The organism is Niabella agricola (assembly GCF_021538615.1).
GTDB lineage: Bacteria > Bacteroidota > Bacteroidia > Chitinophagales > Chitinophagaceae > Niabella > Niabella agricola.
This window is the reverse complement of the sequence record NZ_JAJHIZ010000003.1, coordinates 1,497,527-1,524,087: the sequence shown is the minus strand read 5'-3', so window position 1 is coordinate 1,524,087 and position 26,561 is coordinate 1,497,527. Positions and strand designations below refer to the sequence as shown.

Annotated in this window: 17 protein-coding genes; 15 read left to right on the top strand and 2 right to left on the bottom strand. The window is 50.3% G+C overall.

Annotated elements, in window-relative coordinates; translation table 11 throughout:
• Positions 1–22 precede the first annotated feature (22 nt).
• The 15 genes from LL912_RS11765 (at position 23) to LL912_RS11695 (ending at position 22,646) form a co-directional block, all read left to right on the top strand.
• A complete protein-coding gene (locus LL912_RS11765) occupies positions 23–1,828 on the top strand; it encodes a type VI secretion system Vgr family protein (protein ID WP_235553769.1) in 1,806 nt (601 codons plus the stop codon).
• Entirely contained in the window at positions 1,818–2,672 is an 855-nt protein-coding gene (locus LL912_RS11760; protein WP_235553768.1) for a hypothetical protein, read from the top strand. Before LL912_RS11765 ends, LL912_RS11760 begins: the two co-directional genes overlap by 11 nt.
• Positions 2,669–3,055, top strand: a complete 387-nt coding sequence (locus LL912_RS11755) for a DUF4280 domain-containing protein (RefSeq protein WP_235553767.1) — start codon at positions 2,669–2,671, stop codon at positions 3,053–3,055. The genes LL912_RS11760 and LL912_RS11755 overlap by 4 nt, the downstream gene beginning before the upstream one ends.
• Before the next feature lie 17 nt (positions 3,056–3,072).
• Positions 3,073–5,124, top strand: a complete 2,052-nt coding sequence (locus LL912_RS11750) for a hypothetical protein (protein WP_235553766.1) — start codon at positions 3,073–3,075, stop codon at positions 5,122–5,124.
• Positions 5,125–5,405: 281 nt separating this feature from the next.
• Positions 5,406–6,134: a hypothetical protein gene (locus LL912_RS11745; RefSeq protein ID WP_235553765.1), complete on the top strand. Its 729-nt coding sequence runs from the start codon at positions 5,406–5,408 to the stop codon at positions 6,132–6,134.
• An 86-nt stretch (positions 6,135–6,220) separates the two neighbouring features.
• Entirely contained in the window at positions 6,221–6,775 is a 555-nt protein-coding gene (locus LL912_RS11740; protein WP_235553764.1) for a sigma-70 family RNA polymerase sigma factor, read from the top strand.
• A 37-nt stretch (positions 6,776–6,812) separates the two neighbouring features.
• The gene (locus LL912_RS11735; RefSeq protein ID WP_235553763.1) at positions 6,813–7,841 is read left to right on the top strand and encodes a FecR family protein; all 1,029 of its coding nucleotides are present in this window, start codon (positions 6,813–6,815) and stop codon (positions 7,839–7,841) included.
• A gap of 25 nt (positions 7,842–7,866) precedes the next feature.
• Entirely contained in the window at positions 7,867–11,217 is a 3,351-nt protein-coding gene (locus LL912_RS11730) for a SusC/RagA family TonB-linked outer membrane protein (protein WP_235553762.1), read from the top strand.
• 13 nt (positions 11,218–11,230) lie between these two features.
• Positions 11,231–12,736: a SusD/RagB family nutrient-binding outer membrane lipoprotein gene (locus LL912_RS11725; RefSeq protein WP_235553761.1), complete on the top strand. Its 1,506-nt coding sequence runs from the start codon at positions 11,231–11,233 to the stop codon at positions 12,734–12,736.
• 426 nt (positions 12,737–13,162) lie between these two features.
• Positions 13,163–13,753 (top strand): RNA polymerase sigma factor, encoded by a 591-nt coding sequence (locus tag LL912_RS11720; protein ID WP_235553760.1) that lies wholly within the window; start codon positions 13,163–13,165, stop codon positions 13,751–13,753.
• 83 nt (positions 13,754–13,836) lie between these two features.
• Positions 13,837–14,970, top strand: coding sequence for a FecR family protein (locus LL912_RS11715; protein WP_235553759.1), 1,134 nt, complete (start codon positions 13,837–13,839; stop codon positions 14,968–14,970).
• An 82-nt stretch (positions 14,971–15,052) separates the two neighbouring features.
• Positions 15,053–18,412: a TonB-dependent receptor gene (locus LL912_RS11710; RefSeq protein WP_235553758.1), complete on the top strand. Its 3,360-nt coding sequence runs from the start codon at positions 15,053–15,055 to the stop codon at positions 18,410–18,412.
• 128 nt (positions 18,413–18,540) lie between these two features.
• Positions 18,541–20,190, top strand: a complete 1,650-nt coding sequence (locus LL912_RS11705) for a RagB/SusD family nutrient uptake outer membrane protein (RefSeq protein WP_235553757.1) — start codon at positions 18,541–18,543, stop codon at positions 20,188–20,190.
• Positions 20,191–20,217: 27 nt separating this feature from the next.
• On the top strand, positions 20,218–21,495 hold the full coding sequence (locus LL912_RS11700) for an IPT/TIG domain-containing protein (RefSeq protein ID WP_235553756.1): 1,278 nt from the start codon (positions 20,218–20,220) through the stop codon (positions 21,493–21,495).
• Positions 21,496–21,503: 8 nt separating this feature from the next.
• Positions 21,504–22,646 (top strand): family 20 glycosylhydrolase, encoded by a 1,143-nt coding sequence (locus LL912_RS11695; protein ID WP_235553755.1) that lies wholly within the window; start codon positions 21,504–21,506, stop codon positions 22,644–22,646.
• 63 nt (positions 22,647–22,709) lie between these two features.
• Here LL912_RS11695 and LL912_RS11690 read toward each other — a convergent pair whose 3' ends face one another.
• Together LL912_RS11690 and LL912_RS11685 are read right to left on the bottom strand one after the other, a co-directional pair.
• Positions 22,710–24,800, bottom strand: coding sequence for a CehA/McbA family metallohydrolase domain-containing protein (locus LL912_RS11690; protein WP_235553754.1), 2,091 nt, complete (start codon positions 24,798–24,800; stop codon positions 22,710–22,712).
• Positions 24,801–25,234: 434 nt separating this feature from the next.
• The gene (locus tag LL912_RS11685) at positions 25,235–26,557 is read right to left on the bottom strand and encodes a hypothetical protein (RefSeq protein ID WP_235553753.1); all 1,323 of its coding nucleotides are present in this window, start codon (positions 26,555–26,557) and stop codon (positions 25,235–25,237) included.
• Positions 26,558–26,561: the final 4 nt, after the last annotated feature.

Below are 26,561 nucleotides of genomic sequence, written 5' to 3'. Positions count from 1 at the left end.
TTTATTACTGAAAAACCCGGCTATGGCGCAATTAACTGAACCTATGTTTAGCATTAACGGGAGTCCGTTACTGCAGTTTACCTCATTTTCCCTTCATCAGCGTATTTTTTCGCATCACCAATTTACGTTGGTCTGTCCGGCCCAGTCCATCGACGGCCGGTCGGGTATGTTCACGGCCTCCAAAGAACTGATCGGGGGTAGCTTTGGAGCGCGGATCAGCGGCGTGGGCCTATCGGGCACGGTATTGTTCAACGGGATCATCACCGGTGTGGAAACGGCGCGTTTTACGGGTCACCACGGGGATGTGATCCTTACAGGGTACAGCCCTACGATCGTGCTGGACAGTGGTCCGCATTGCAAGAGCTGGGAAAAGAAAGCGCTGAAGAATATAGCCCAGGATGTGCTGAAGTTTTTCCCGGGCAACCAGCTGGAGCCCAAAGTGCAGCCGCTGTACGGAGAAACGTTGGCATACACGGTACAGTATAAAGAAACGGCCTGGGAGTTTTTGCAGCGATTAACGAGCACCTACGGGGAATGGCTGTTCTGGGATGGCCGCAGCCTGGTGGTGGGTCCTCCGCGGGACACGAAAAAAACGGAGCTGGTATATGGCCGGCACCTTTCGCGCTTTAACGTGGCGTTGCAGGCGCGGCCGGTGCGTTCTCAGCTGCTGGCCTGGGATTACCAGAACAGCCAGGTGTACAGCAGCGAACCGCAGGGGGTGGAGCAGAAGGCTGGGCTGAACGCGTGGGGGGAGCAGGTATACAAGGCCTCCCAAACGGTATATGGCACGCAGCCCAAACAATGGAACCCGCGTTTTTTAACCAATAAGAAACAGCAGGACGACCTGGTGAACCTGCGGAGTGCGGTGGAGAGCAGCAAGCTGGTTCAATTCCAGGGTCAGAGCGGGCATCCGGGCATTTCGGTTGGTTCGGTGGTAACGGTAAGCGGCAGCAATGTGTTTACACTGGGCACGGAGGGTTATGGGGATTACCTGGTAACGGGGGTGAACCATCATGTGGATGCGCGGGGTCATTACGAGAATGATTTTACAGCGGTTCCGTCGGGGATCAAGGTGCCGCCGGTTGCTGTTCCGCGTGATCCCCTGTGTGAAACGCAGAGCGCGATCGTAACGGACAATAACGATTACAACGGTCTGGGGCGTGTGCGTGTGAAGTTTCACTGGATGAATGGTTCGGAGAAGACGCCATGGATCAGGGTAACGAGTCCGCACGGCGGCGGCGGGAAGGGACATTTTTTTATACCGGAAGTAGGGGAGGAAGTGATCGTGGGATTTGAGAACGGGAGTGCAACGAAGCCATATGTGATCGGGTCGGTATACCACGGGAGCGCCAACAACAGCTTCAGCAATGCGGGCAATGATCTGAAAGTGATCCGTACGCGCAGTGGTCATACGGTAGAGTTTAATGATGCGGGTTCGGGTACGCATATCATCATCCGGGATCCCGGGGGTAATGAGATCTACCTGGATACCGCCGGAAAGAACATCACCATCACCGCCCCTGAAACCATGACCTTCAATGCAAAGAATCTACGGATGCATATCCGGGAGCATATGAAGGTAGAAGTAGGGGCAGATATGGTAACCACGATCGGAAACGATCAATATGAAAACATCGGGAAACGAAGCGTTAAAAAATCGGCAAATACGGAAGAATGGGTTACGGAGAACCGGAGCGTACGGGTCGGAAAGAAAATGGAAACCATCGGAAGTGAGGTCCTGCTACACAGCAGCAATGGCACCATGCTGATTGATGCCACCGATAAATTAACCCTGCAAAGTAAAAACCGGATTAACTATGGAGAATAACAGCATCAATAATCGCAATATACAGATAGTGCCACGGGAGGGAGAAAGACGGTATGAATTAAGGATCGGATCCCTCTTACATACGCCTTCTGTAACCGAGCAGGTAGATATTTATTTGGAGCTGACACTTTGTTGTGCCCCGGCACAGGCGGGCGGGGCTGTGTATACGCTGTACTTTTCACGTCCTCGGTTTGGCGATGTGGCGGAATACAGCAAGGAACAATGGGTCTATACAAAGATCTTTGATATCCACCGGAGCCTGGTATTTCGTGCGGATAAAGCGGGTAGAATAGAAGAAGTGTTAAACCCTGAAGTAATCCTGAATACCTGGGCAAAAGTAAAGCAGGAATTGTCGGATGGTGTATTTGGCAGGAATACGAACCTGTTTCAGAAGATAGAAAAGTTTGAAGCAAAACTCAAAACCAATCTGAAAGGGGTATACCGGCACGACCCGCTCTTTCAATGGTTATGCAACGATATATATGGCCCTTATAAAAATATCGGAGCTTCCCGGACAAGGGGAAAGAGGATCGGCGGTTTTATGGGAGCCGCAGATATTGCCATACGGGAAAAAAAGCAGCTCCTGCTGGCCGAAGAAAATAAGGTGCTGATTGAGGTGAGCGGCGCTTTAGTGCCCGGGGAAATAAATCTCAGCGAACTCAACCATGACCTCTTTTTACAGGTAGGCGCAACAGGATCAAAGGAACTTCAGTTCTCCTATTCCGGGCATTATCTGTTTGCAGACCGGTCCGGTTTTTTTGACCAGACTACCTTATCGGTGGGGGCTGCCATCGACCATATTTATAACCGGAAAATGATTTATTCTTTAAATGCAATTTTATGAAGAACCGTAATTATGTTATTGACGGAGGCCTGGTACAATGCAGCCTGGGTACTGCAACAGGCAGGATCAAGGTAACCTCCCAGCAAAAAATATATATTGGAGGAAAACTAAAAGCAACCGAGTTGGATACCCGCCTGATCCCTGCCTGTGGCACCTGTAACCGCAGCAGTCCGTCGCCACCCTGCACACCACAGTTGCAGCGTTGGAAAAATACCAGCAGGAAAGTTGTCATCGGGAATAAAAAATTTGTAATGGATGATTCCTATACGCAATGCTATTTCGGGGGAATACTAACGATTCAGCGGCATGCACAGGAAGCTTCGGTGCAGTTAACGGCCTTCCTGGCCGGATCGCTTCCGGGCCTTTCTGCAATGAATATGTAAAGGATAAAACAACAGTCATGGGTAAAATTTTACGTTCCCCGGTAAACCGTCTCCGGGTGCAGCCGGCGTTGTCAGGCCAGGCATCTTTAGAACATCCGCCGCCTGCAGACCATACCTTTCATTCCAGTCCGGTTAAAAGCCTGGTATCTACCGGGCAGGAGCCGTTTGACAAAGATGGCCTTCCCGTGTTCCAGGGTTTTATCATTTTCTGTAACGGGTATCTCAGTGATCCGGTAAAAAATATTGGCGCTAACCTCAATGCCATCCTGGACAGCCATCCTGACCAGGATCGATGGTATGTGCTCAAAGGCGCCAATGCCGATGAGCGGAATACTGCAAATGATGAAGATATTTTTACACCTGCGGAGCTGGATATACGGATGCCGGCTGAGCAGCGGGCGAACCCTCTGCAGGTCGACCGGGTCATGCAACAGCATAAAGGTGGATTTACCCGGCAAAATATCCGCGAGGCAATCCTTGAAAAAACGCCCCGGCCGGTCTTTTCATACGGGCAGGCGGAATGGTCCTGGGGATATTGGAATAAAAAGTCCAACCAGTACAACGGCTCCAATACCTATGCCAGCTATTTTAATGCCCAGGGAAATGAGTACTTTATCAATGGTTCTCATGGCCTGGGCTCGGGCGCAGCACATCGTATTGATCATGGCATTGTGCTGGGCTACCGCTGGGCGGCAACTTCATGGGGGATCCTTGACCGGAAAAGTTTCGACACCATCCGTGACGAAACGTTTAAGGAGTTTTTGAAAGGGTATACACCTCCGTACCGGCCGGTAACCATTGTGGGCCATAGCCAGGGCAGCGCCTGCGCCGCCGGCGTTGTTTTAGGCATTCTCAATTATGCGCACAGTATGGGGTGGGAGCAAATACCGGTGAATATTATTTTCCTGGGATCGCATCAACCGGTAAACCTGACGGGAAGCGAATACGAAAGCCTGCTGTGGTGGAAGCAGCAGTACCTGCAGGTTGACAAATCGGTGTTTGCTTTTTTAAAAAAAGATCCGTCAAAAAATACAACTTCATACATTGATGGTTTGGCAGATCTCTTTAATAAAACCTATAACAAGTTGCAGCATGAGGAAGGTATGTATGAACACCTGAAGAAAATAACCGGCAACTGGGAGGCATATAAAAGCCGGGCGGTACAGTTTGACTTTACCAATGACCGCGGCGACGCCGTAACCCGTTGCGGCGATATACCTGGGGTGGACAGCGCCTGCGATCCCAAAGGAGATTGGAGCTTGCTGAGTTTTGAAGTATATCCGATGGGTACAGATATGAAAAAAACGGTTTCGGGTATGGATCGAAAAAAAAGAATTCCGGTTTATGATGTAGACCGGCAGGCCTTGCTGGGCGAACTCTTCCTGCCACCTTTTGTGGCCAACCGGAGGATCGAGTTTAAAGACTGGGAAGAGCAGGTATGGACGGATTATGAAACGCTGGCAAGGGATTATGCACGGTCCTTCCTGCGCTACTACCAGCTAAAGCAATATTATCAGGAAAAATATAGGGAGATCTTTGATCCTTATAAAGGCCGCACAGCCGTTGCCTCATTCGATGCAACGGTACATGGGGTCTACGCGCAGCAACTAAAATGGGTTACAACTCCGTTGCGCCAGCTATATCAACGCTTCTTTGCTCCAATGGCCGGAGCGCCGGGGGCGGATGCACGTTGGATGGTGGGCTATCATTATATCGCGGCATTGCTGGATTATGCGGCCCTGCAGGAAGCGGACCTCTATGCCCATTTCAGCCCGGTGCCCCTGCTCACCAATAAAAAGATCCTGGACGACTGGAACTATGATGGAGATTCGATTGGGGTGACTACAAATATATGGGAGCGGATGTTGAAAGTGGGGGAAGATAGATTTTATAGAGTGAAGAAACGCCATCTTGAAAATGATAAATGGACTCGTTACTTATACTGCAAGGTGGATGCTAAAAGTGACTTAAATGAAATTGTATCATTAACAAGGAAAGTGAAAAAATTTATGAAGACCTCTATTGCATGTGCGAACTATATTGATAAGCTTATTAAAGAAAAAGTATAAATAGAATGAATCGGTTAAAATTTCTGTTATTGGCAGTACTCGGATTTTTTGTGATGATTTCTTGTAAACAAATAAAGATAGCTATGAGACCATTTGAATTTAATTTGTCCACCTCCCCGGGCACTATAAGTTATGAAGTGAAAATGCTTTCAGAGAATAATCAAATAACATATCGTAAGTTTTTATATGATACGATTGCTCGCCATGCTATACTTCTAACAAATAAGTTTTATAAGTTGACTTCTGTTGGTAATATTAGAGACACAACTCGCGTTGAGTCAATGGAGTTATATGACAATGGAATTATTGATAAGGATGGTGGCCTTTTTAGTGAATGGGTAATAAGCGGTGATTCGACATTTTTTAAATCGGAACGTGTCCCTTCCCCAAACGGAAAAAATGCTTTTGCTGTTTTTGAAAGAGACTATAAGAATGCGGAATACTATATTAGAATTCCTGGCGGCGATCCCTCATTTAAAATAAACGGTAAATGGATTACCTACGGTCCTCCATTCGATGATAGTCTTGAATACTACTTGAATTCTAACGAAGCCAAGGTAAAATATCCCATTAAGCCCTCCAGCCGTTTTATCCCGATGCAGAAGATCGGGCCGGATTTTGGTGTAGCGCCGGAAAAACGGGATACCCATTTACTGAAATGCCTGGGCTATGCGGTGGTAGACCAGGAAAAAGAAGACTGGGGCCTGATCAAACACCAGTATTCCGCCGGTTTTTACAATATGGAGCTTTACCTGCCCGGCGGAGATACGCTGCGGTTCCGGCACTTCGGGGCAATGGGCATCAACCTGGAAGTGTTTCGCGTACCAAGGGAATACGGAGGCCGCGATGATGTTTTTTTTATTGCGCAGGATCCCAATTCCCTGTACCCGGATCTTTCCACCGGCGGCGTCTATGTAGTGCGGCCGCGGTACCTGCCTCCGGAGCCGCATTCAAAACCAAGCCGGCTGGGCGAGCAGCTGCAGCGGCCTCCGGGTCATACAGCCCATTAAAAGACCGCCTGCTCCTAACGGCCGGCAGGGTTGCTGCGCGCGGTATTTACCGGGGTATGGAGCATAACGGTTAAATAAATATCTTTATGGGGTCAGGTACTGCCCCGCGGATGTCTTTAGCTTCAGATGCCATATCAAGTGATTTTGAAAACCTGTTTAAGAGATGGAGCAGGCCGGTATATGCCTATGCCTGGCAGTTTACTAAATCGGCTTACCTGGCAGAGGAAACGGTGCAACGCGTATTTTTAAAATTGTGGAAAAACCTGAAGGCTGGTAAAACCGGGATCCCTGCGGAAGCGCAGATCCGCTGTATCAGCCGTTCCGTGATCATAGACCTGCTGCGTGAGCAAACGCGGCGGAACAGGATACAGCCCCTGGTGCCGGGCACGGAAACGGGTGTCAATGCTACCGAAGACTGCTTCAATACCAAAGAGCTGCTGGGACGGATCGAAGCCCAGGTGGCCGCTATGCCCGAAATGCGCAGAAAGGTTTTCACCATGAGCCGGTTTGAAGAACTTTCGCACCGGGAAATCGCAGAACGGCTTTCCCTTTCTGTTAAAACCGTCGAAAACCATATTGCAATTGCCCTGAAAACATTGAAAAAGACGCTCACGGCTTTTTTAATTATTTTTTTTTCCTGATTAGGGGATAAGGAACCTTCATTCGTATTTTATAAGAATGGAAGTTTCAAAAGACCTGTTACAACGTTTTTTTTCCGGCGCCTGCAGCCCCGAAGAGCAAAACCTGATCCGGCAGCTGCTGCGCAGGAATCCGGAAAAACTTGCTGCCCTGCTGGATGCTTTCCGGTGGGAAGAGGAAACACCGGGCATGGCAGCGCCCGGGTATGATGAACAGCAGTTATATGCTTCATTGCTTCAGCAAGTAAGCCGTTATGAGCGCCGGCGGCGCAATACCCGCTATGTACTGTATGGTACAGCAGCGGTAATAACCGGTATGGTCTTTATGATCCGGCTCTTTACGGCGCCGGTACCAGATCCCAAACCGGTGCTGGCACAAAAAGAACCGGCCGCAACGCATTCCGTTTCCATGCGGGAGTACCACAATACCGGCCGGCAGGTGTTGCAAATAAAAGCTGCCGACGGCTCTGAAGTGCAGTTATATCCGGGGTCGAAGCTCCGATTCCCTGAAAACTTTAGCGGGCAGAACAGCCGGGATTTCTGGTTAAAGGGTAAGGCGCAATTTACCGTTGCAAAAAACAAAACGCTGCCGTTTAATGTATACTCCCAAAACCTGGTCACTACCGCACTGGGTACCGTGTTCATAGTAGATGAATCGGAAGGCAGCACCCGTACCCGGATCCGGCTGCTGGAAGGGAAAATCAAAATTAGCGGCGCCAAAAAAGAAATCGAAAAACCGGTGCAACTGGAGCTTACTCCCAACAGGGAAATAGAGATCAACCCGGTTAATCTGCAGATTGTATCGGAATCTAACAACCAGGAGACTGCATTCGACCGTGGGGAATATTTCCGGGACGATGGTACCACTCTTACATTTAAAAACATGGCCCTGGAAAAAGTGGTGCGGATCCTGGAAAACAATTATCACCTGCGATTACAGGTGCCGGAGGCGCAGCTGGCAAACCGCTATTACAGCGGAACATTTAAAAAGTCGGACCGCGTTTATGAAGACATGATCCGGGAGATGAATTATTTACACAAGATCAATATTCTGATATCTAAACAATAAAATCCATCAATTGAAATTTCGAGTTATGAGAAAATTATCAGCATGGAAGTGGCTGCTGCCGGTAGTAGGATCAATAGCTAACGGTAAGTGGCTTTCCGCTGCAGGACGCATTCCCGGAGTGTTGCTCCTCCTGGGTATGCACAGCATGGTATTTGGCCAGCATATGGCAACCATTAACGGTGTGGTAAGAGACGAGGGCAACCAGCCTTTACAGGGCGTAACGGTTGTATTGTCGAACAGCGCCAATGGCTTTAGCAAGATTACGGCAACAGATGCAGGTGGTAACTTTTTGATTGCATCCGTGCCGCAGGGTACCGGGTATGTCATCCACTTCAGTTCGGTGGGATTTAAACCCAAACAGCTTACTGGATATAATGTGGCGGCAAACGACCGGCTGGCACTAACCGTATCTCTGGAAACCGAAAGGGCGCAGCTAACTGAAGTAGTGGTTACGGCGCTGGGTATAAAGCGGGAGAAACGGGCCCTGGGGTATACCGTAGCCGAATTGAAAGGAGCCGAACTGACACAGGGCAAGGAAGCGAATGTATCCAATGCCTTATCAGGCAAGGTGTCCGGCGTACAGGTTTCCCGGGCGGCATCCGGAGCCGGTGGTTCTGCCAAAGTGGTCATTCGCGGTAACAATTCACTTATTGGCAATAGTCAGCCGCTGTACGTGGTGGATGGGGTGCCGATCGATAACCAGAACATCGGCGCCGCCAGTCAAACCGGGGGAACCGATTATGGCGATGGAATTGGTAATATTAATCCCGATGATATCGAAACCATGTCGGTGCTGAAGGGCCCCAATGCCGCAGCGCTGTATGGCCAGCGGGGAAGCAACGGCGTTATTTTGATTACCACAAAATCCGGTAAGGCCGGCAAGATCAACGTAAACTACAATATTGATTATTCTCTAGGCAACGCCCTGGTGTTGCCTGATTTTCAGAATATATACGGACAGGGGCTGAACGGCGATTTTACTCATTTCCGCAAATCGGACGGTACAATCGTTTCTATGGCCGAAGCCCGGGCCAACAACTACCAAGGCATGCCCAAAATGAGCGCCGGGCGCGATCGTACCACCCGTGCTTCCTGGGGCGCCAAAATGGATGGGCAGACCTATGAAGATCAATACGGGCATGTGCTTCAGCTGACACCGCAGCCCGATACATACAGTAGTTTTTTCCAGCCGGAAAAACAAATGGTCAACAACTTAAGTGTGGATGGCGGCAGTGAAAAGATCAATTACCGGTTTTCCTATGCCAATACCAATGTGAAGGGCTATATTCCCAGCAATGATCTGAACCGGAATAATTTTGGGTTGCGGACCCAGGCAAAGCTCTGGCCAGGCGTAACCCTGGATGGTAAAGTAAGCTATATCATGCAGAAGGCCCAAAACCGGCCTACACTTTCGGATGCGGCGGATAACCCGGCTTACCTGTTGATCAGCCAGCCCCGGAGCCTGGGCAATTCAGTTATGTCGAACTATAAATGGACTGACGAAGAAGTAGCCAAGCAACTTGGTTTTTCAGGAGTATACGCCGGGCTTGAAAAGACCTATGCCACGAATAGCTCCACCGGCAATCCCTTCTGGACGATCCATGAAAATCATAACGAAGACCGCAGGGATCGCATTATCGGCCTGCTGAGACTTACCTACGATGTATTGCCCTGGTTAAAATTAATGGCCACCGGCGGTACCGACTTTTATACCGATCAGCGTTTCCGTTACCGTCCCATCAATACCTACCAAAGCCAGAGTAAAAAAGGAGACATACGGGAAGAGGTGATCCGCGCACGCGAGAACAATTTTGATTTCCTGGCAAGCTCTAACTTCTCATTTGGAAAAGATATGACCTTGGGCGTAAACCTGGGGGCCAGTCACCAAAGCCGTTACCTGCGGCTTACCGGTAATACCGGCAACTCCTTTATTGTGCCCAACCTGTATGTGATTAACAATACTACCACCAATTCTTACCTGTTTGATCTCAGCCAATCCGAGATTAATTCGGTGTATATGTCGGGCCAGTTTGGATTCCGGAACTACTGGTTTATTGATTTTTCTGCACGCAACGACTGGTCATCCACCTTGTCTAAAAACAATAATTCCTTTTTCTATCCTTCCATCAGCTCCAGTTTGATCTTATCGGACCTGGCGGATATTAAATCCGATGTGCTTTCGTATGTAAAACTAAGAGCTTCATGGGCACAGGCTGGCAGCTCAGGCAATCCGTACCAGTTAACGGGCACTTATAGCCTCAATCAATATACACATGGTGGTGTGCCCATGGCTTCTTATACCGATGTAATCCCGGATGCGAACCTGAAGAATGAGCTGACCACTTCTATTGAAGCCGGTGCTGATCTGCGGTTCCTTAAAAACCGGCTGGGGTTGTCCTTTACCTATTACCAGGCCAGCACAAAGAACCAGATCCTGGATGTGCCCATTGCGCCTTCCAGTTTGTACACCAAGAACCGGATCAATGCCGGGGAGATCAGTAACAAAGGCATCGAGTTTGTACTGACCGCAACACCCATTCGCAGTGCTTCCGGCTTTGAATGGAACACTGTTTTTAATTTCAACCGTAACCGGAATAAAGTAGAGTCGCTTTACCCTGGGGTGGAAACCTTCCTGCTGGCAACAGACCGGGGTATTAACGTGGTAGCCGAGGTTGGTAAACCGTTCGGACAGCTGATCGGTACACAGTTCGCCTGGATCAAAGATGCCGCCGGCAATCGCCTGATCGATCCGGCAACCGGGTTACCGCTGCGCACCAGTGGCCGCGTGGAAACAGAACTGGGCAATGCACAGCCTGATTGGCTGGGCGGGTTTGGCAACACCTGGAAGTATAAGGGCTTTAGCCTGTATGCGCTCGTAGACATCCGCCAGGGCGGTGTGATTTTTTCGCAGTCGAACCGGGAAGAGATCATTTATGGGGTTACCAATAAAACCGTTCCGGGAAGAGATGGATCCTATATCGCGGATGGATATATTGCTGAAAAGGACGGCAATGGAAATTGGGTAAGCAGCGGGCAAAAAAATAATATTCCTGTAAAGGCGCAGGATTACTGGAACATGGTGGCCAGCGATAAAGAGGTGATGGTGTCTGAAGAGATGATCAACGATATGAGCTATGTGGCCATGCGCGAGATCAGCCTTGCGTACCAGTTGCCCAGGAACTGGTTACCTGCCGGGGTGATCAAATCTGCAAAGCTCGGCGTTTACGGCCGTAACCTGTTTTACTTTCAACGGAAGACAGACGGCTTTTCTCCGGAAACCGCAGCGTTTAATGTGAACAATTCATCCATTGGCATTGAATCTACTTCGCTGCCGATGATGCGCAATATTGGTATCAACTTATCCCTTGCATTTTAAATTCTGATCAGTCATGAAAAAAAGCTTATTACATATACATATCATAACAGGGCTTACGTTGGTGATGATCATGGGCTCCTGTACCAAAGATTTCGAAAAGATCAATACGCCACCCACTTCAGTAGTATCTGTGGATCCGGGCCTGCTCTTTGCCCGCATCTTGCGCGATGGTACTTTCCAGGAATCGGGCGAGCTGCCCAATACCAAAATGGGCTCCTGGGTGCAGCATTGGGCCGGTGGACCGGTAGTGCCGGTTTCAAGATATTATGAGGGGCCGGAAGACCTGATCTGGGCGCAGCATTATACCTTGTTACGCAATATCATCCGCATTAAGGAAGAACTGGCAGGGCAGGAAAGTGATCCCGCCGGACGGTCTAAATGGGCCATTGCAGAACTGTATGAAGTGTACCTGTACCAGCGGCTTACCGATCTGTTTGGCGATATTCCTTTTTCAGAAGTCACAACATCAGATGCTGCTATCAACCGTACGCCAAAGTTTGATAAGCAGGAAGAGATCTATCCGCTGCTGATCCAGCGCGTGGATGCGGCCCTGGCGAAACTCACCACCGGCGACCAGTCGTATGGAACTTTCGATTTCTTTTATAACGGGAGTATCGACAAATGGAAAAAGTTTGGAAACTCATTAAAGCTAAAATTGGGACTGCGCATCCGTTATGCCAATCCTTCACTGGCACAACAAACGGTGCAGGCTGCAATGACTGCTTCTTTTGGGCTCCTGGGAGGTAATGCAGACAATGCAGCAGTGCCCACCTATAACAACGCACAGGCGGAAAACTATAACCCCATTTTGCGGCAGTTTGTGACGGGGTCTACCGATTTGCGTTACCTGGCCAATACATTGGTGGATAAACTGAAAAGCTATAACGATCCGCGGCTGCCGTTATTAGCGCAACCTGTAACCATCAATGGCAACCAGGTATACCAGGGCATTGGCGTAGCGCTTACAGATAACCAGTTATCGCAGTTGATCCGCGCCAATTATTCCACCGCTAGTCGTAATACCTATTTCAGTCAAACCTTTGCGCCCATACCCAGTTATGCGCTCACTTATTCCGATATTTGTTTTTACAAGGCGGAAGCCGCTTTATTGGGCTGGGGTGCCAACAACGCGGATGCTTACAATTTCTTTTATGAAGGCGTAAAAGCCGCCTTTGCCCTCGCTCCGTATAACCTCAACACCATTCCGGCAGAATATGTCAATTCCGTATTGAGTTTCGATGGATTGAGCGATGCGCAGAAAATGGAAAAGATTGCTACGCAAAAATGGATTCATTTGTTTGGCCGCAATATGGAGGCTTTTGCAGAATGGCGCCGTACGGGGTATCCCGTGCTGACACCGGGGCCCAACCCTGGATCTACAAACGGGCAAATTCCTCGGCGGGGTATCTATTCGTCGGATGAAGCGCAATTAAACAATGCGCATTATAAAGAAGCCGTAGGGCGGATGCAGAACGGGGATTCCTTTTTATCCCGGGTTTGGTGGGATAAAAAGCCCTAGGGATATTGATAAAGCGATTTCCATAGTTGTTATAACCGGCTCCTGTATGTTTTCATACAGGAGCCGGTTGTTTTTTGCACCCTTAGACGGTGTCCATGCTGGAAAGGAACCGGGAGTTAGTGAAGAACCTATTGCTCAATGATTACACGGATAAGCACAGAAAAAATTTAAGAAACCCGTGGAATCTGTGAAATCAGTGGCAAAGAAACCGGCGGCCGCGAAGAAAGTGCTGTACGCAGATCACCGGGAATGATCGCAGAATAGGTTCAAAAAATCTATGTACATCCTTGAAGTCTGTGAGAAAAAACGAAACCAGAATGAATTTGTGACCCGGAAGTACTGTTTTTAAACCGTTTTCAGGATTTTCCGATATTTGTTCCTGTTTGGCGGAAATAATTATCTTTACCCCAATGATTCCAAATCCCAATGATGAATTTGCCAGACTCGGATTTACTTGTGCAATTAAAGGAAGGTGACCATACCGCCTTTTCCCGGCTTTATTTCCGCTATGCTACCATCGTATACCGGCGGATACAGGGCCTGGTAAAAGTGCACGAGCATTGCGAGGAGCTGGTGCAGGAAGTATTCCTCCAGCTTTGGCAAAACCGGCATACCATTCCTGCAGCGGTTCCTGTACAGGCTGTGCTGCTCCGCATGGCCAAAAGTACCACCATCAATTTTTATCGCAAAGCTATCCGGGAACAGCATCATAAACAATTGCTGATTCGTTCCGCCACTGCCGGTTACGACCCGGTAGGTGAGCATATGAGTTTTATAGAAACCAGCTCTATTCTGAACACAATCATCGATAAACTGCCGCCGCAACGCAAAAAGGTGTTCCTGCTCATAAAAATGGAAGGTAAAACCTATGAAGAAGCCGCCGAGGAAACTAATGTTTCATTGGGTACGATTAAGGACCATATGGCCAAATCGATGCGCACCATCCGCCAGGAACTCACCAACTATAAGACCATTCCTCCACTCTGCCTGTTGCTGGTAACCATCTGGTGCGAGTAGGTTCTACCGCCCCTGTCAAATTTTTTTTGAGGGCGGGCATAGACTTTTTTCTTTTCAATTGAATATATATTAAACGGATCGTATTGAACGCGGAAATCGAACAACTCTATCAACGGTTCCTTCAGGGTAAATGTTCCCGGGAAGAAGCGGAATTGCTGCTGAGCTATTTCGAAACCAGTGAAGGCGATACCGAAATACAGGAGCTGATCTCCGCGCATTTTGATCAACCGGTAACAGCAGCAGATACCGCATCAGTTCCCGGTTTTGATGCCCAAAAGCTGCACCGCCGGTTGCTGCAGCAGATCCGCGGGCGCCGCATGGTGCGCTTCAGAAGGGTAGCGGTAGCAGCGGCTGTATTGCTGGTAATGTTAAGCGGGCTGTTTTTAATGCGCGCCTATCAACGCCAGAAAGATCCGGCGCCGGTGGCACAGCAGGCCGGTATCGCCCCCGGGGGAAACAAGGCCACCCTGGTACTGTCTACCGGCAAAAGTCTTGCGTTGAGTGAAAAGAAAACGGGGATCCGTGTAGATACCGGTGGCGTACATTATGAAGACGGGCAGGCTTTAGCCTCCAAAGGCAGCGCCGCTTTTGCCACCCTTCAAACGCCCCGGGGCGGACAATACCGCGTCGTATTGCCAGACGGAACAAAAGTGTGGCTGAACGCAGAATCGGCGCTTACTTATCCGATGCAGTTTGATGAGAAGGAACGGCATGTGGAACTGAAAGGAGAGGCCTACTTTGAAGTGGCTAAAAACGCCGCATGGCCCTTTGTGGTAAAGCTGCAAACAGGTGATGTAACGGTAAAGGGAACCCGGTTCAATGTGCAGGCTTATGCTCCGGATCCGGGAGCAAAAATTACCCTGGCTGAAGGCGCGGTGGAGGTGGCCAACACTGCCGAAAAACGGCTGCTGCGGCCCAACCAGGAAGCTTCGCTCCAACAGGGAGCTACCATAAAAGTAAGGGCAGTAAATGCAGAACAGGCCCTGGCCTGGGTAGACGGTTATTTTTTGTTTGACAATATGAACCTGCGGCAGATGCTGCAACATATCGGCAGATGGTACGATGTGGATGTACGCATCCAGGCCCACCTGAGCGATCAGGCGTTTTGGGTGCGCTATACCCGGTCGAAAGGACTGCAGGAATTGCTGGATTATTTGAAGGAATTTGAACATTTCAACTACAGTATCAAGGGAAGGACATTGCTGATAACGGATTAGCAGCACTTACCGGTACAGCAAAAAAAATTGCCAGTGATGGCAACAGGAGATTGTTTGCTTATTCATAAACCAACGATAAAAAATGCGTATAAGAAAAATGGAAGGACCTGGTCGTAAACGATGGGTGCCAACGATTGTTTTCCGGGGACTCCCGGTGGTATGGATGTGGATGCTGCTGCTGGTATGTGGCTCCGGTAATGCACAAACGGTATCGGTAAAAGGACGCAACCTGCCGCTTGCCGAAGTGTTTTACAGCCTGCAGAAACAAAGCAATGCCGATTTTATTTACCGGGTAGAAGATGTGCGGGGGGTGAAAGTGGCCGAAGTAGATATCCGCGGGCTGTCGCTGGATGCTGCGTTAAAAGAGTTGCTCAACGGGCTACCGCTTACCTATCAGCTAAAGAACAAGATGGTGATCATTAAAAAGAAACCTGCTGGCCTGGCACCGCCGGTTGTACCTGCGATAACGCCTGCCCACAACGAAATCAACGGGCGGGTAACAGATTCCCTGCAAAAGGGGCTGGCCAATGTAACGGTGCAGGTGCTGAATGGTGAAGGCGGTTCAACCATGACCGATGCGGAGGGAAGGTTTCAACTTACCGCTAAAAAACTGCCCGTTTCCATCCGCGTATCCGCTGTAGGGTACGAGGCGCAGGAATTGCGGGTGGAATCTTCAAAACCACTGAGCATTCTGCTGCAGGTAGCGGAAACCGCTATGGGCGAAGTGGTGGTAATGGCCTATGGCCAGAAGCAGACCCGGCAAAGCGTTACCGGTGCGGTATCCAGCATCCAGACAAAAGAATTAAAGCAAAGCCCCGTGGCCAACCTCACCAATGCGCTGGCGGGGCGGTTACCGGGGCTGATTACCGTGCAGCGGTCTGGCAGGCCCGGCGATGATTATTCCCAGTTGTTCATCAGGGGGATCAATACGATTGGTGCCACCAACCCCCTGATCGTGATCGATGGGTTGCCGCGTGGCGATGCCAACCTGGGCCAGCTGGATGCCAATGAAATTGAATCCGTATCGATCCTTAAAGACGCTTCTTCCACTGCGCTTTACGGAATCCAGGGCGCCAATGGCATTGTGCTGGTGACCACCCGGCGCGGGGTTAATGGCGCGCCGAATATCCAGGCAAATTTCCAGTATGCGTTGCAGCAACCGACCAATTTCCCGCGTTTCCTCAACTCCTATGAAACCGGCAAGCTGCAGAATGAGGCGGCCCATAACGACGGCCTGCTGCCGGTATGGACGGAGCAGGAACTGGAATATTTCCGCACGGGCCTGAAGCCGTATGATTACCCTGATGTAGACTGGTATAAAGAACTGATCCGGAACTGGTCGCCTCAAAAAACAGCCAATTTCAATATCAGCGGCGGATCGCCCTATGTTAAATATTTTGTATCCGGTTCTTACCTGCGGCAGGAGCCCCTGTACAACCGGGCAAATGAAAACGTATATGGCGTAAAATATAAATACGACCGTTTTAATTTCCGCTCGAATGTAGACATTACACTCGATAAGCATACCGACCTGCAGGTAGACCTGGCTTCACGATTGGAGAACCGCACAACGCCATCGCAGGACCGGGCAGAGTTTGCGTTCTTCTGGGTGTTATTGTCGCAGATGACCAACAATCTTACCCCTGTTTTAAACCCCAATGGCAGCATTGCCTCCGGTAATATGCGGGAGGATTTTTCGAACCCCTACGGCATATTAACCCGCAATGGCTACCTGGATGCGTACTGGCATAGTACTAACGGAAGTGTGGCCCTGTCGCGTAAACTGGACTTTATCACCCCGGGCCTGAAAGTAAAAGGACTGTTTACGTTCGAGAACTATGGCGATATCAACTTTGCACTGGATCAGGGCTTCGACTCCTATCGCTATAAAAGCATACCCGGTACCGGCACGGGTACCTATACGCAGCACCGTATTGCCACCAGCCTGCAACGTTCCGGCTACGCCAGCGGGCAGCGTTATTACTATTATGACCTGAAGCTGCTATACGACCGTGATTTTGGAAAACACAGCTGGAGCAGCCTGCTGCTGTTCAACCGCAACTACCGCTCACAGCTCGGCGATCTGCCCCGCGTATACCAGGGTTATGTGGGTCGTGTGGCATATAACTATGATAAAAAATATTACCTGGAATTTAACGCCGGGTATAACGGCTCAGAGAATTTTCCTCCCGGCAAACGCTATGGATTTTTCCCGGCACTGTCCGGAGCCTGGGTCATCAGCAATGAGCCGTTCATGCGCAACGGCGGCGCCCTGAGCTTTTTAAAGATGCGTTTCTCTCACGGGTATGTGGGCAACGATATGGTCGGCAGCGGTCGCTGGTTGTATATCTCCGACTATGCGCGCGGCGGCGGTTTCACTTTTGGCAGTCCCGGCAGCTGGAATGAGGGCTATGTGGAAAACCGGATCGGGAACACGGCTATTACCTGGGAGAAAGCGGCCAAGACCAACCTGGGGATAGAAACCGGATTTTTCAAAGACCGGTTAAAAGTGAATGCAGACCTTTTCCGCGAAATGCGTACGGACATCCTCACTTATGCAGGGTCTGTACCTTCTTACCTGGGGATCACCGCAGCGCTGAACCGCAACCTGGGACGTATTGTGAACCGTGGGGTTGAAGTGGAAGCGAACCTGAATACCCGTATCGGTTCAGTGGGGGCGTTTACAAAGATCAATTATCAATATGTAAAGAATAAGATACTGGAAATGGATGAGCCCAAACTGGCCTATCCTTACCAGAGTATTGTGGGCCGCCCTATCGGGTACGACCTGGGGTATATTGCCGAGGGCCTGTTTCAGAGCCGGGAGGAAATTGCCAACAGCCCCGTACAGAATTTTGCACCAGTCATCCCCGGTGATATTAAATACAAAGACATCGACGGTAATAATGTGATCAACGAAGCGGACCGGGTAATGATACCCATGCTCAATGTGCCCACCAGTTATTTTGGGGCCAGCTTTGGGCTCAATTATAAGGGCTTCGACATCAGCGTACTCTTTCAGGGCGCATTAGGTGGCCGGCAGATGTATTCTTCCCAGCTGATCTTTAACTACCGCGGCAGTTATCGTCCCATCCACCTCGACCGCTGGACGCCGGAAAACGCGGCCAATGCTACGTTCCCGGCCCTGCACCTGTCGGAAAGCAATATGGCCAACAACTTCATCAGTTCTACCTATTGGGTACGCAAAACCGATTACATTAAGCTAAAGAACCTGGAGATTGGTTACCAGCTGCCCCGTTACTGGTTATACCATGTAGGAGTCAAAACGGCCCGTATCTACCTGAACGGGTTGAACCTGATTTCCTGGGATAATGTAAAGGACCTGGGTATTGACCCCGAGTCGAACACCGGCGGTCGCTGGGGCTGGCAGCCTTATCCGATCATGCGCATTTATAATGCCGGTATTACCATCAACTTTTAACACCTGAGGAAACCGATAAAGAATGAAATGGAGCATAAGAAAAATTTATCCGTTGGCGTATGAAAACGATTTTTTTCTTATGTCCCGGATCCTTCAGGATAACTGACCACAAACAAAAAAATAAGCAGATGAAAATGATATTTTTCCGAACCGTCTTTTTGTTCCTGCTGCTGTTGGGAGGCTCCTGCAGCAAAAACTACCTGGATCGAAAGCCCAGCGATCTGATCACGGGTAAGGAAGTATTCAATAATATTGAAAATGCAGAGAAGTTTGTAAATGTGATTTATGACAACCTGCCCAATATTTTTAAACCCGCTTCTCCCTGGATGCTGAGCAGCGCTACAGATGAAACCAACCAGGCGGCAGACAATTCCGTTTCTTACCCGGACGCGGGAAACTTTAATACCGGTGCCATGAGCCCATCCAACTTTCCGCTGGCCGATCAATGGGGGAGCTTCTATGCCAAGATACGGGCCTGCAATATTTTCCTGGAAAATTTTGAACTGGTGCCGGAAGATGTGAACTATCCCGGTCGCCGTAACCGCCTTCGCGGTGAAGCCCTGGCCCTACGCGCCTTTTACTATTTTGAGCTCATGGTCCGCTGGGGCGGTGTGCCCCTGATCCTGAAAGAACAGAACCCGTTTGAGAATCCCGATCAGATCTTCTATAAACGCAACACCATCGACGAGGTTACAGCCAGTATTCTTAAAGATCTACAGGAAGCCGAACCCCTGTTGCCCCTTACTTATGCAGAACGGCCGGCCAACTGGGGCCGCGTGTCTAAGATGGTGGTGCTGGCGCTCCGCAGCCGGGTATTGCTGTTTTATGCCAGCCCCTTGTTTAACCCTTCAAACGACCGCAACCGCTGGACGCAGGCCGCGCAGGCTGGTAAGGTAGCGCTTGATTCAGCGTTAAGCGGCGGCTATACATTGCACACCAACTATAGTGAGATCTTTACCCAGTATCTCAATCGCGAAGTAATATGGAGCCGTCCTGCACCCGGAGCTTACCGCGATGGCGGCATCGACCAGGAAATGAATCCGAGAGGATCGAACGGATATGGGAACATCAACCCGCTGCAGGAACTGGTAGATGATTATGAAATGAAACAGACCGGGTTGTCCATTAAAGAAGCGGCTTCCGGGTACAATCCGCAAAAGCCCTATGAAGGCCGGGATCCCCGCTTTTATGCTACCATCCTTTACCCCGGTGCCAGCTGGAAAGGCCGTACACTGGATCCGAACGGTGCCGACGTGCCCCGGTCCGGGCAAATAGCTTCCAATTACTGGCCCCGCAAATACCTGCTGGAATCCGTGAACCTGTTTACCAATACCGGCGCGGCCGATCGCAAATGGGTACTGATCCGTACAGCAGAGCTGTACCTGAATTATGCCGAAGCGCTCAATGAAGCCGGCGGCGCTGCTATAGAAAGCCGCAACGCGCTCAACGCTGTGCGCCACAGGGTGGGTATGCCCGATTATGCAGGCAGCACAACGGACGCGCTGCGGGCGGCCATCCGGCATGAGCGCCGCATTGAACTCGCATTGGAAGATCACCGGTTCTGGGACGTACGGCGCTGGAAGATCGCTGAAATAACAGATAACCGGGAGGTGCATGGGGTAGCAATAAACGGTTCGGGAAACAGTACCTACACTTACCCGGTACTTGAAAAACGGGTTTTTGACGCCGCTAAAAATTACTGGCTGCCCATACCCCAACATGAAATTGATAAGGTAAGCGGACGCAATCCTGAATTTACACAGAACCCCGGCTGGTAAAATTAATCGAACCAAAAATAATATAGAATGAAACCGATTATAAAAGGCATGGTAGTATTGCTGATCGTAATGGTTACCGCCTGTAAAAAAGAAACGACCTTTGAACATAACGGCAATGCACCCATAACGGTAGACCAGTTTACCCCCGCCTCCGGTGGTGCCGGTACCGAAGTGCTGCTTTATGGCTCCAACTTCAGCAGGCAGGTAAGTAACGTGAACGTAACCGTAAATGGCGTAAAAGCTTATGTAGAGGGGGCTGTGGAGGACCGGATCCTGATCGTAATTCCCCAAAAAGCCGGCAGCGGAAAAATAGAAGTTACTATTAACGGGCGCAGTGTGGCCAGCAAAACCGATTTTAACTACCTGCCTTCATCGGTGGTATCAACACTGGCAGGCACCGGTACTGCCGGGTTTGCTGATGGTAAGGGCAAGCTGGCATCCTTTAATTTTAATGCGCGCTGCGGTCTGGATGTGGATGCAGACGGGAATGTATATGTGGCCGATGCGGGTAACCGGCGCGTGCGCAAAATTGCCCCGGATGGAACGGTAACATCCATCGCCGGCAATGGTAATTATGGATACAAAGAGGGAAAAGGTGAGGAAGCCGAGTTCTACATGCCGTTTGACGTGGTTGCCGATCCCACTACCGGTAATATTTATGTATCCGATCCGGAGGCCTGGACGGTGCGCCGGATCACACCGGACGGAACCACTTCAAGGGTTTGCTGGGGTGAGGCCTGGGGACTGGGTATTGATAAACGCAATGGCATGGTCTATTATGCCAATACCTCTTCCGGGGCCATTGTACAGGTTAAACCCGATGGAAGCACAAAGGATATTGCCACCGGGTTTAACTATCCTTCGGATGTAACGGTTGACCAGCAGGGCAACCTCTATGTGGTGGAACATGGAAAATCGGTGATCTGGAAGCTGAAAGCGGACACCTGGGAACCTACGCTGATCGCCGGCCAGCCGGGTGCTACAGGTCTGGTAAACGGGACAGGCTCCGCGGCAAAATTTGATTTTCCCTGGGCGATTACGACAGACAAGAGTAATAATCTTTATATCGCCGGCAACGGTACCTGGGATGGATCGGGCAGCAACAGCAACCAATGCATCCGCCGTATTGCTGCAGGTACCTGGGAAGTGAGCACATTTATCGGCGGAAGTACCGCGGGCTTTGCCGACGGTACAGGCAGCGCAGCATTGCTCTATGCACCCACCGGCGTGGCTGTTGATAAAAACGGAGTGGTATATGTACTGGATCGCAACAACCAACGGGTGCGGAAGGTTATAACGGAGTAAGGGTGGCAATGAAAAAAATAATACGATTATGGTTAGTGGCCTGTATGCTGTATACAGGCCTGCTTTCCGGGCACCGGGCTGCTGGGCAAACGTATAAGGATTTTCCCTGGAAAGAACTTCCGGTAAGGGGGTTGATGCTAAACATACCACAGCGGGCAGATGTGGAAATGCTGTGCCGTTTTATAAAAGAGGCGCTGCCGAAAGAAGGCGTCAACACATTAGCGTTGCGCATTGAATGGTGGTACCAGTTTGAATCGCATCCCGAACTTGCCGCAACAGGCGCGCTGTCCAGGGCCGAACTGCAGCAGATTGCCCGTTCCTGTAAAGAAGCCAATATCCGTATGGTGCCCATGATGAACCTGCTGGGGCATCAGTCGGAGCAAACCGAGCTGTTGCCGTTGCTGGCAAAGTATCCGCAGTTCGACGAATCGCCGGACCTGAATCCGCCGGTACCCTGGAAGTACGGGAACTGGTACGACTTTTATCATAAGAGCCTCTGCCCGGCACATCCGGATCTGTTAAAGATTATTTTTCCGCTGATGGATGAATTGATTGAAGTATGCGGTGCTGCTGACTTCCATGTTGGGCTGGATGAAGCCTGGATCATTGGGTATGAAAAATGCCCCCGCTGCGGAGGACGGGATAAGGCAGAGATCCTGGCGGAATACATCCGGAAATTACATGCGCACCTGCAGGAAAAAAAATGCCGCATGTGGATGTGGAGCGATCGCCTGATCGATGGAAAAACCACCAACCTGCTGGGATGGCAGGCCAGTATGAACAATACGCACCGGGCGATCGACATGATCCCTAAAGATATTATGATCACCGATTGGAAATATGAAAATGCCCCGCCCACGCCGGCATATTTTGCCATCAAAGGCTTTGATGTGCTGGCCAGTGCCTGCGCAGATACAGCGTCGGCCCTGGCCCAGCTGGAGCAGATCTATGCAGCCCGTAAAGATGGTACCCGGGCGGAATTTGCCCAAACGCTTGCAGGCCGGATGCAGGGGGTGCTCGAAACGACATGGATCAGTACGGCTGAGTTTATCCGGGCCTATTATGGGCGTCAGCCGTATTCTGCCGGTGCCGCTGCTAATATAACAACGTTTAAGAACCTGTTCCGGGTTATTCGTCAAACGGGCAGGTAGTGGGCCGTTTTTTTGACGGGGTGTAAACCGCATGCGCCGGCCACTATGTATAAGGTCTTTGTCCTATTGCAGCCATACCGGTTGCGTAAAGGCACCGTTGGCGGCCACGTCCCATACTTCCACGCGCACCCATTTCCGGTTTTCAAGTTGCACCGGCCAGCGGAAGGTTTGTTTGCCAAAGGGCAGGGTATGATTTAAAGGAATGGGCGTGCGAAAAACCTGTTTTCCATCTCCTGAAACGATTTCCGCGTGCCGGAGCGGGAAGGTCCAGCGAAGCTGGATGGAGATTGTAGCCTTGCCCGTTGCGTTCAGTTTTAGCGTATCACCTGATTCCTTTCCGTTAATGTGAAAAGAAGGAATCAGGACTTCTCCGGTGGATACAAAAAAACGGCCGTTGCGCAACACATCCAGAACGGGTTGCCAGCCTTGATCATACCGGGGAAGTTTTTTTAGTTTAAGATAGTTGATATTCAAATGCGCATACATCTCGTTTTGCCGGGTGATAGTGAAAATGTCAGATTCGCTGAGCACGTATTTTTTCAATCCCCAGTTGGCCATATCATCCATAAGATGAAGCACGCGCTTGCTGAGCGTTGTCCACGAAAGATCGGCGGGTATAGCCTTCCAGGCGGCGCCCAGGTAGGTGTCTGATTTAAAGAAATCGGCTTCCCGGTATTGGTCCGGGTAGCCCGTCGATGCTTTGGTACGGGCATGCGCTACCCAGGCGAGGCCCCGCTCCAGCTGAAGAAGGCGGAGCATTTCTTCTTTTGTCCCCACATGATATACCTTGCCATATACGGGGTCCTGGGAAAGAAACGGCGTATCGTTTTTCTTCGACATGACCCAGTACACCGGTTTGGGAAACAAGGCCAGCCAATGACCACCATAAAAGTTATTGACCTCTTCGCCCGGCAGCAGCAGAAAACTGGTGTCTGAAAGCCGCTTGGTTTGTGTAAACAATGCATGCAGTTCTTTCAGCCGGAGGGAATCCGGTCCCTTGGGATGCCCCACACCGTGAAATTCTGCCAGCTTCACGATGTTGATTCCTGTGCGCTTCAGTACTTCGGTAAATTCGGGTTTTTCCGGAACTGGTTTCCCGCTCAAGGCCACCTGCATGATAAACTCGTTGTGAAAATGACTGGCCATTGTTTTATAGCCGGGCAGGGCAACAAACTGATCATTGTTCGTAAATTTCTTTACGGATTCCAGGATGGCTGCCGGCGGGTCTGTGCTTACCAGGCAAAAAAAGTTCAGCCGCTGAAAAGTGCCGGGTGGGGCATTAAACCAGGGCACATAACGCCGGTCGCCCAGTGGATCCTGACGGATACCGATCCCGAAACCCGGAACCTTGTTTAAATAATTGCGACCCTGCCAGGTGAATTTTAAATTAAAGGCTTCATCAAGCGGGTAAAAATATTGGTGCGGCGCCGGGAATATGGCACAACTGCCCGCAGCCGTCTGGCCGATAATGGTCCGGTATTTTACTTCCAGGTTTTGTGCAGTGTCCTGCAGACCGGTTTCCTGGTATTGCATCCGGTCATTGACATCGGCCCAGGCAACCCTCTTCCAGGTTTCGTTTTTATGAACCAGCCCCGCGTCATATAAAATAGCGGTTGAATCCTTTGCGGTGGATACCACGGCAGCAATATTGAACAGGGGACTTCCGTTGTAGATGGTGATCTCTAAGTGACCGGAAAAGGAACCGGCCTTCAGCGCACCGATCTTTACAATGGTACGGGACCCTTCACTGGATACAGCACCATTGCGGTTGCTGCATTCCACCAGTTCGGTCGTATACGGCCGCGTGGGCACTTTGTCAAAAAAAACATCCCAGCCGCCACTGGAAGGGCTCAGGGTTCTTTTGCCTTCCCGAAGGATAAATACGGGATCCAGCTCCTTTACCACCTCGGTAAACGTGTTGGCTTTACCTACCTGTATGCTGTGAAAAAGGGGGCGCGCCGGGTTACGGTCCAGGATCATTTTTACCATACCAGCCTTTCCTGCGGGCCATTGAATCATAATATGGTTTTTGTCAGCATGCACCTGTGCGCCGTTTTTCTGAAGGCCGCCCAGGTCAATAGCTGGCTGTGCGCCCACAGCCAGTGCAGCAAAGAGCAGCACCAGAAGCGTGGTCTTGTTTAAGGCTTGTTGCATGCTTTATGAGCTAAGGTTCAGGATGATAAATTCTTCAGCTTAATCGTTATCAACCACAAAAATACCATAAAGGAAGTACTTGTAGCCCGCCATATTGACCGGGGGGCATAAAATCAACGAAGCTATAGACGTTGGTTGGTTATTATTGAACCGCAGGATAGCATAACTAAAAGATATTAACCTGTTTTATCAATCGGCAACGTGAAGCCGTTGAATAAGTATTTCCTTAAGTAATGGGTAGCGATGGCAGCGGGAGCATCCTGGATAAAAACGTAACCCACAGAAGGCGGCATCCAATCAATGCGCTTTATTCAAAAGGAATTGCCTGGATGCCGCCTTCGCAGATATACCGGTCGCTGAAAGGATGATGTTCTATTATTGCCATCGCTTTCGGATATGGCCCGGTTCTGTATAGGTAACGGGGGAGGCCATTATTACAATGGCGCAGCCCGTTTTACACGAAAAAAGCCTTCGATTTTTGCGGGCGACCAGGTAACTCCGGATCCTGTCATAACGCGCTTTCCGGCTCTTTCCAGGTAAAAGCTACCCACGATGGTGCCCCCGGGTGTTTCCGTGTACCTGCTGAAGTCAATGCCCCCGGCACTCGGCATAATCACCTTTCCGGTTACCATAAATTGCTGGTAAGCCGTATTGCCCGGCGGCTGGTAAAGAAACCAGGGAATGGAATCGCCCCAGTTGAGATGGCCTCCGGAGGGATACCCGGTCCATTTCAAACTTAAGGCAGCGTCTGCAGGTCCGTTATTACCGGAAGATACCACGGCTGCATCCAGGTTGTGTATGCCCTGTGCCAGTACAACACCCAGTGGAACCGTGCCGTGCAGCCAGGGGCCGTTGTCGATGCGGAAGGTGACACCTTCAGGGCCGATATAAATATTGGATACCAGTATATATAGTCCTGTACCGGGTCCTTTCAACGTTACAGAAACGGCTACCGGGTTGCGTGCGGGCATGCCTGAGGGGGCTGTATAAACGGCTTCTGAACCAGCGGGGCTCAGTGTACCGGCTCCGCCCAGTTTCCACTCTTTAATATACGCTGCGGTTACGTCATGCTGTGGACCGATAGGGCGGGGTGTGCCCGGAACAGGAGGAACGACAAAATCATCCGACAGGTTATTGTTTACACGCAGCTCCTGCGTTTGCCCCGGATTTACAGCACCGGATGTGGGATAAAGTGTAAACGCCTTAAACAGGCTCCAGTCACTAAAATGAGTAGTGCTAACGGATAATGTATTTGCCGTCGCATCTTTTGCGGCACCCTGTCCCCACCACACGCCTTGTTCATCCTGGTAGGCAATGCCCACAGCCTCAGGGGCTGTGCCTTCAAAAACAAGCGTGTCATATTGGAAAGACAGTGTAACCGGTTTTGAAAAGGGAACACCATGCGGCAGTAAGCGGTAGGCAGAACCTGTTCCGGCAATATTGGTGTTCGTGATCCGCTGGATGCTGAATCCCTGGTTTGCAGAAACGGCACCGGCAGGTATGGTGATGTGCAGCCGGCCGTCGGCAGATTGGAGCGTTCCGCCGGCAGGGCCGATCATTGTTGTTACAGCGGCTTCAAGCGGTTCCCCGATGGGTGTTACCTGGCCGCTATTATTGTTCGTTTCAGGAATCGGAGGATCTTCGTTCCCGGTTTCCGGAATCAGCGATATTTTTTTGCAGGATGCCGCAATGAGGATCATAAAGCCCAGCAGCAACAGCAGGATCCGGAAGCGCCCGGAAAAAGCAATTCTTTTCATTTGT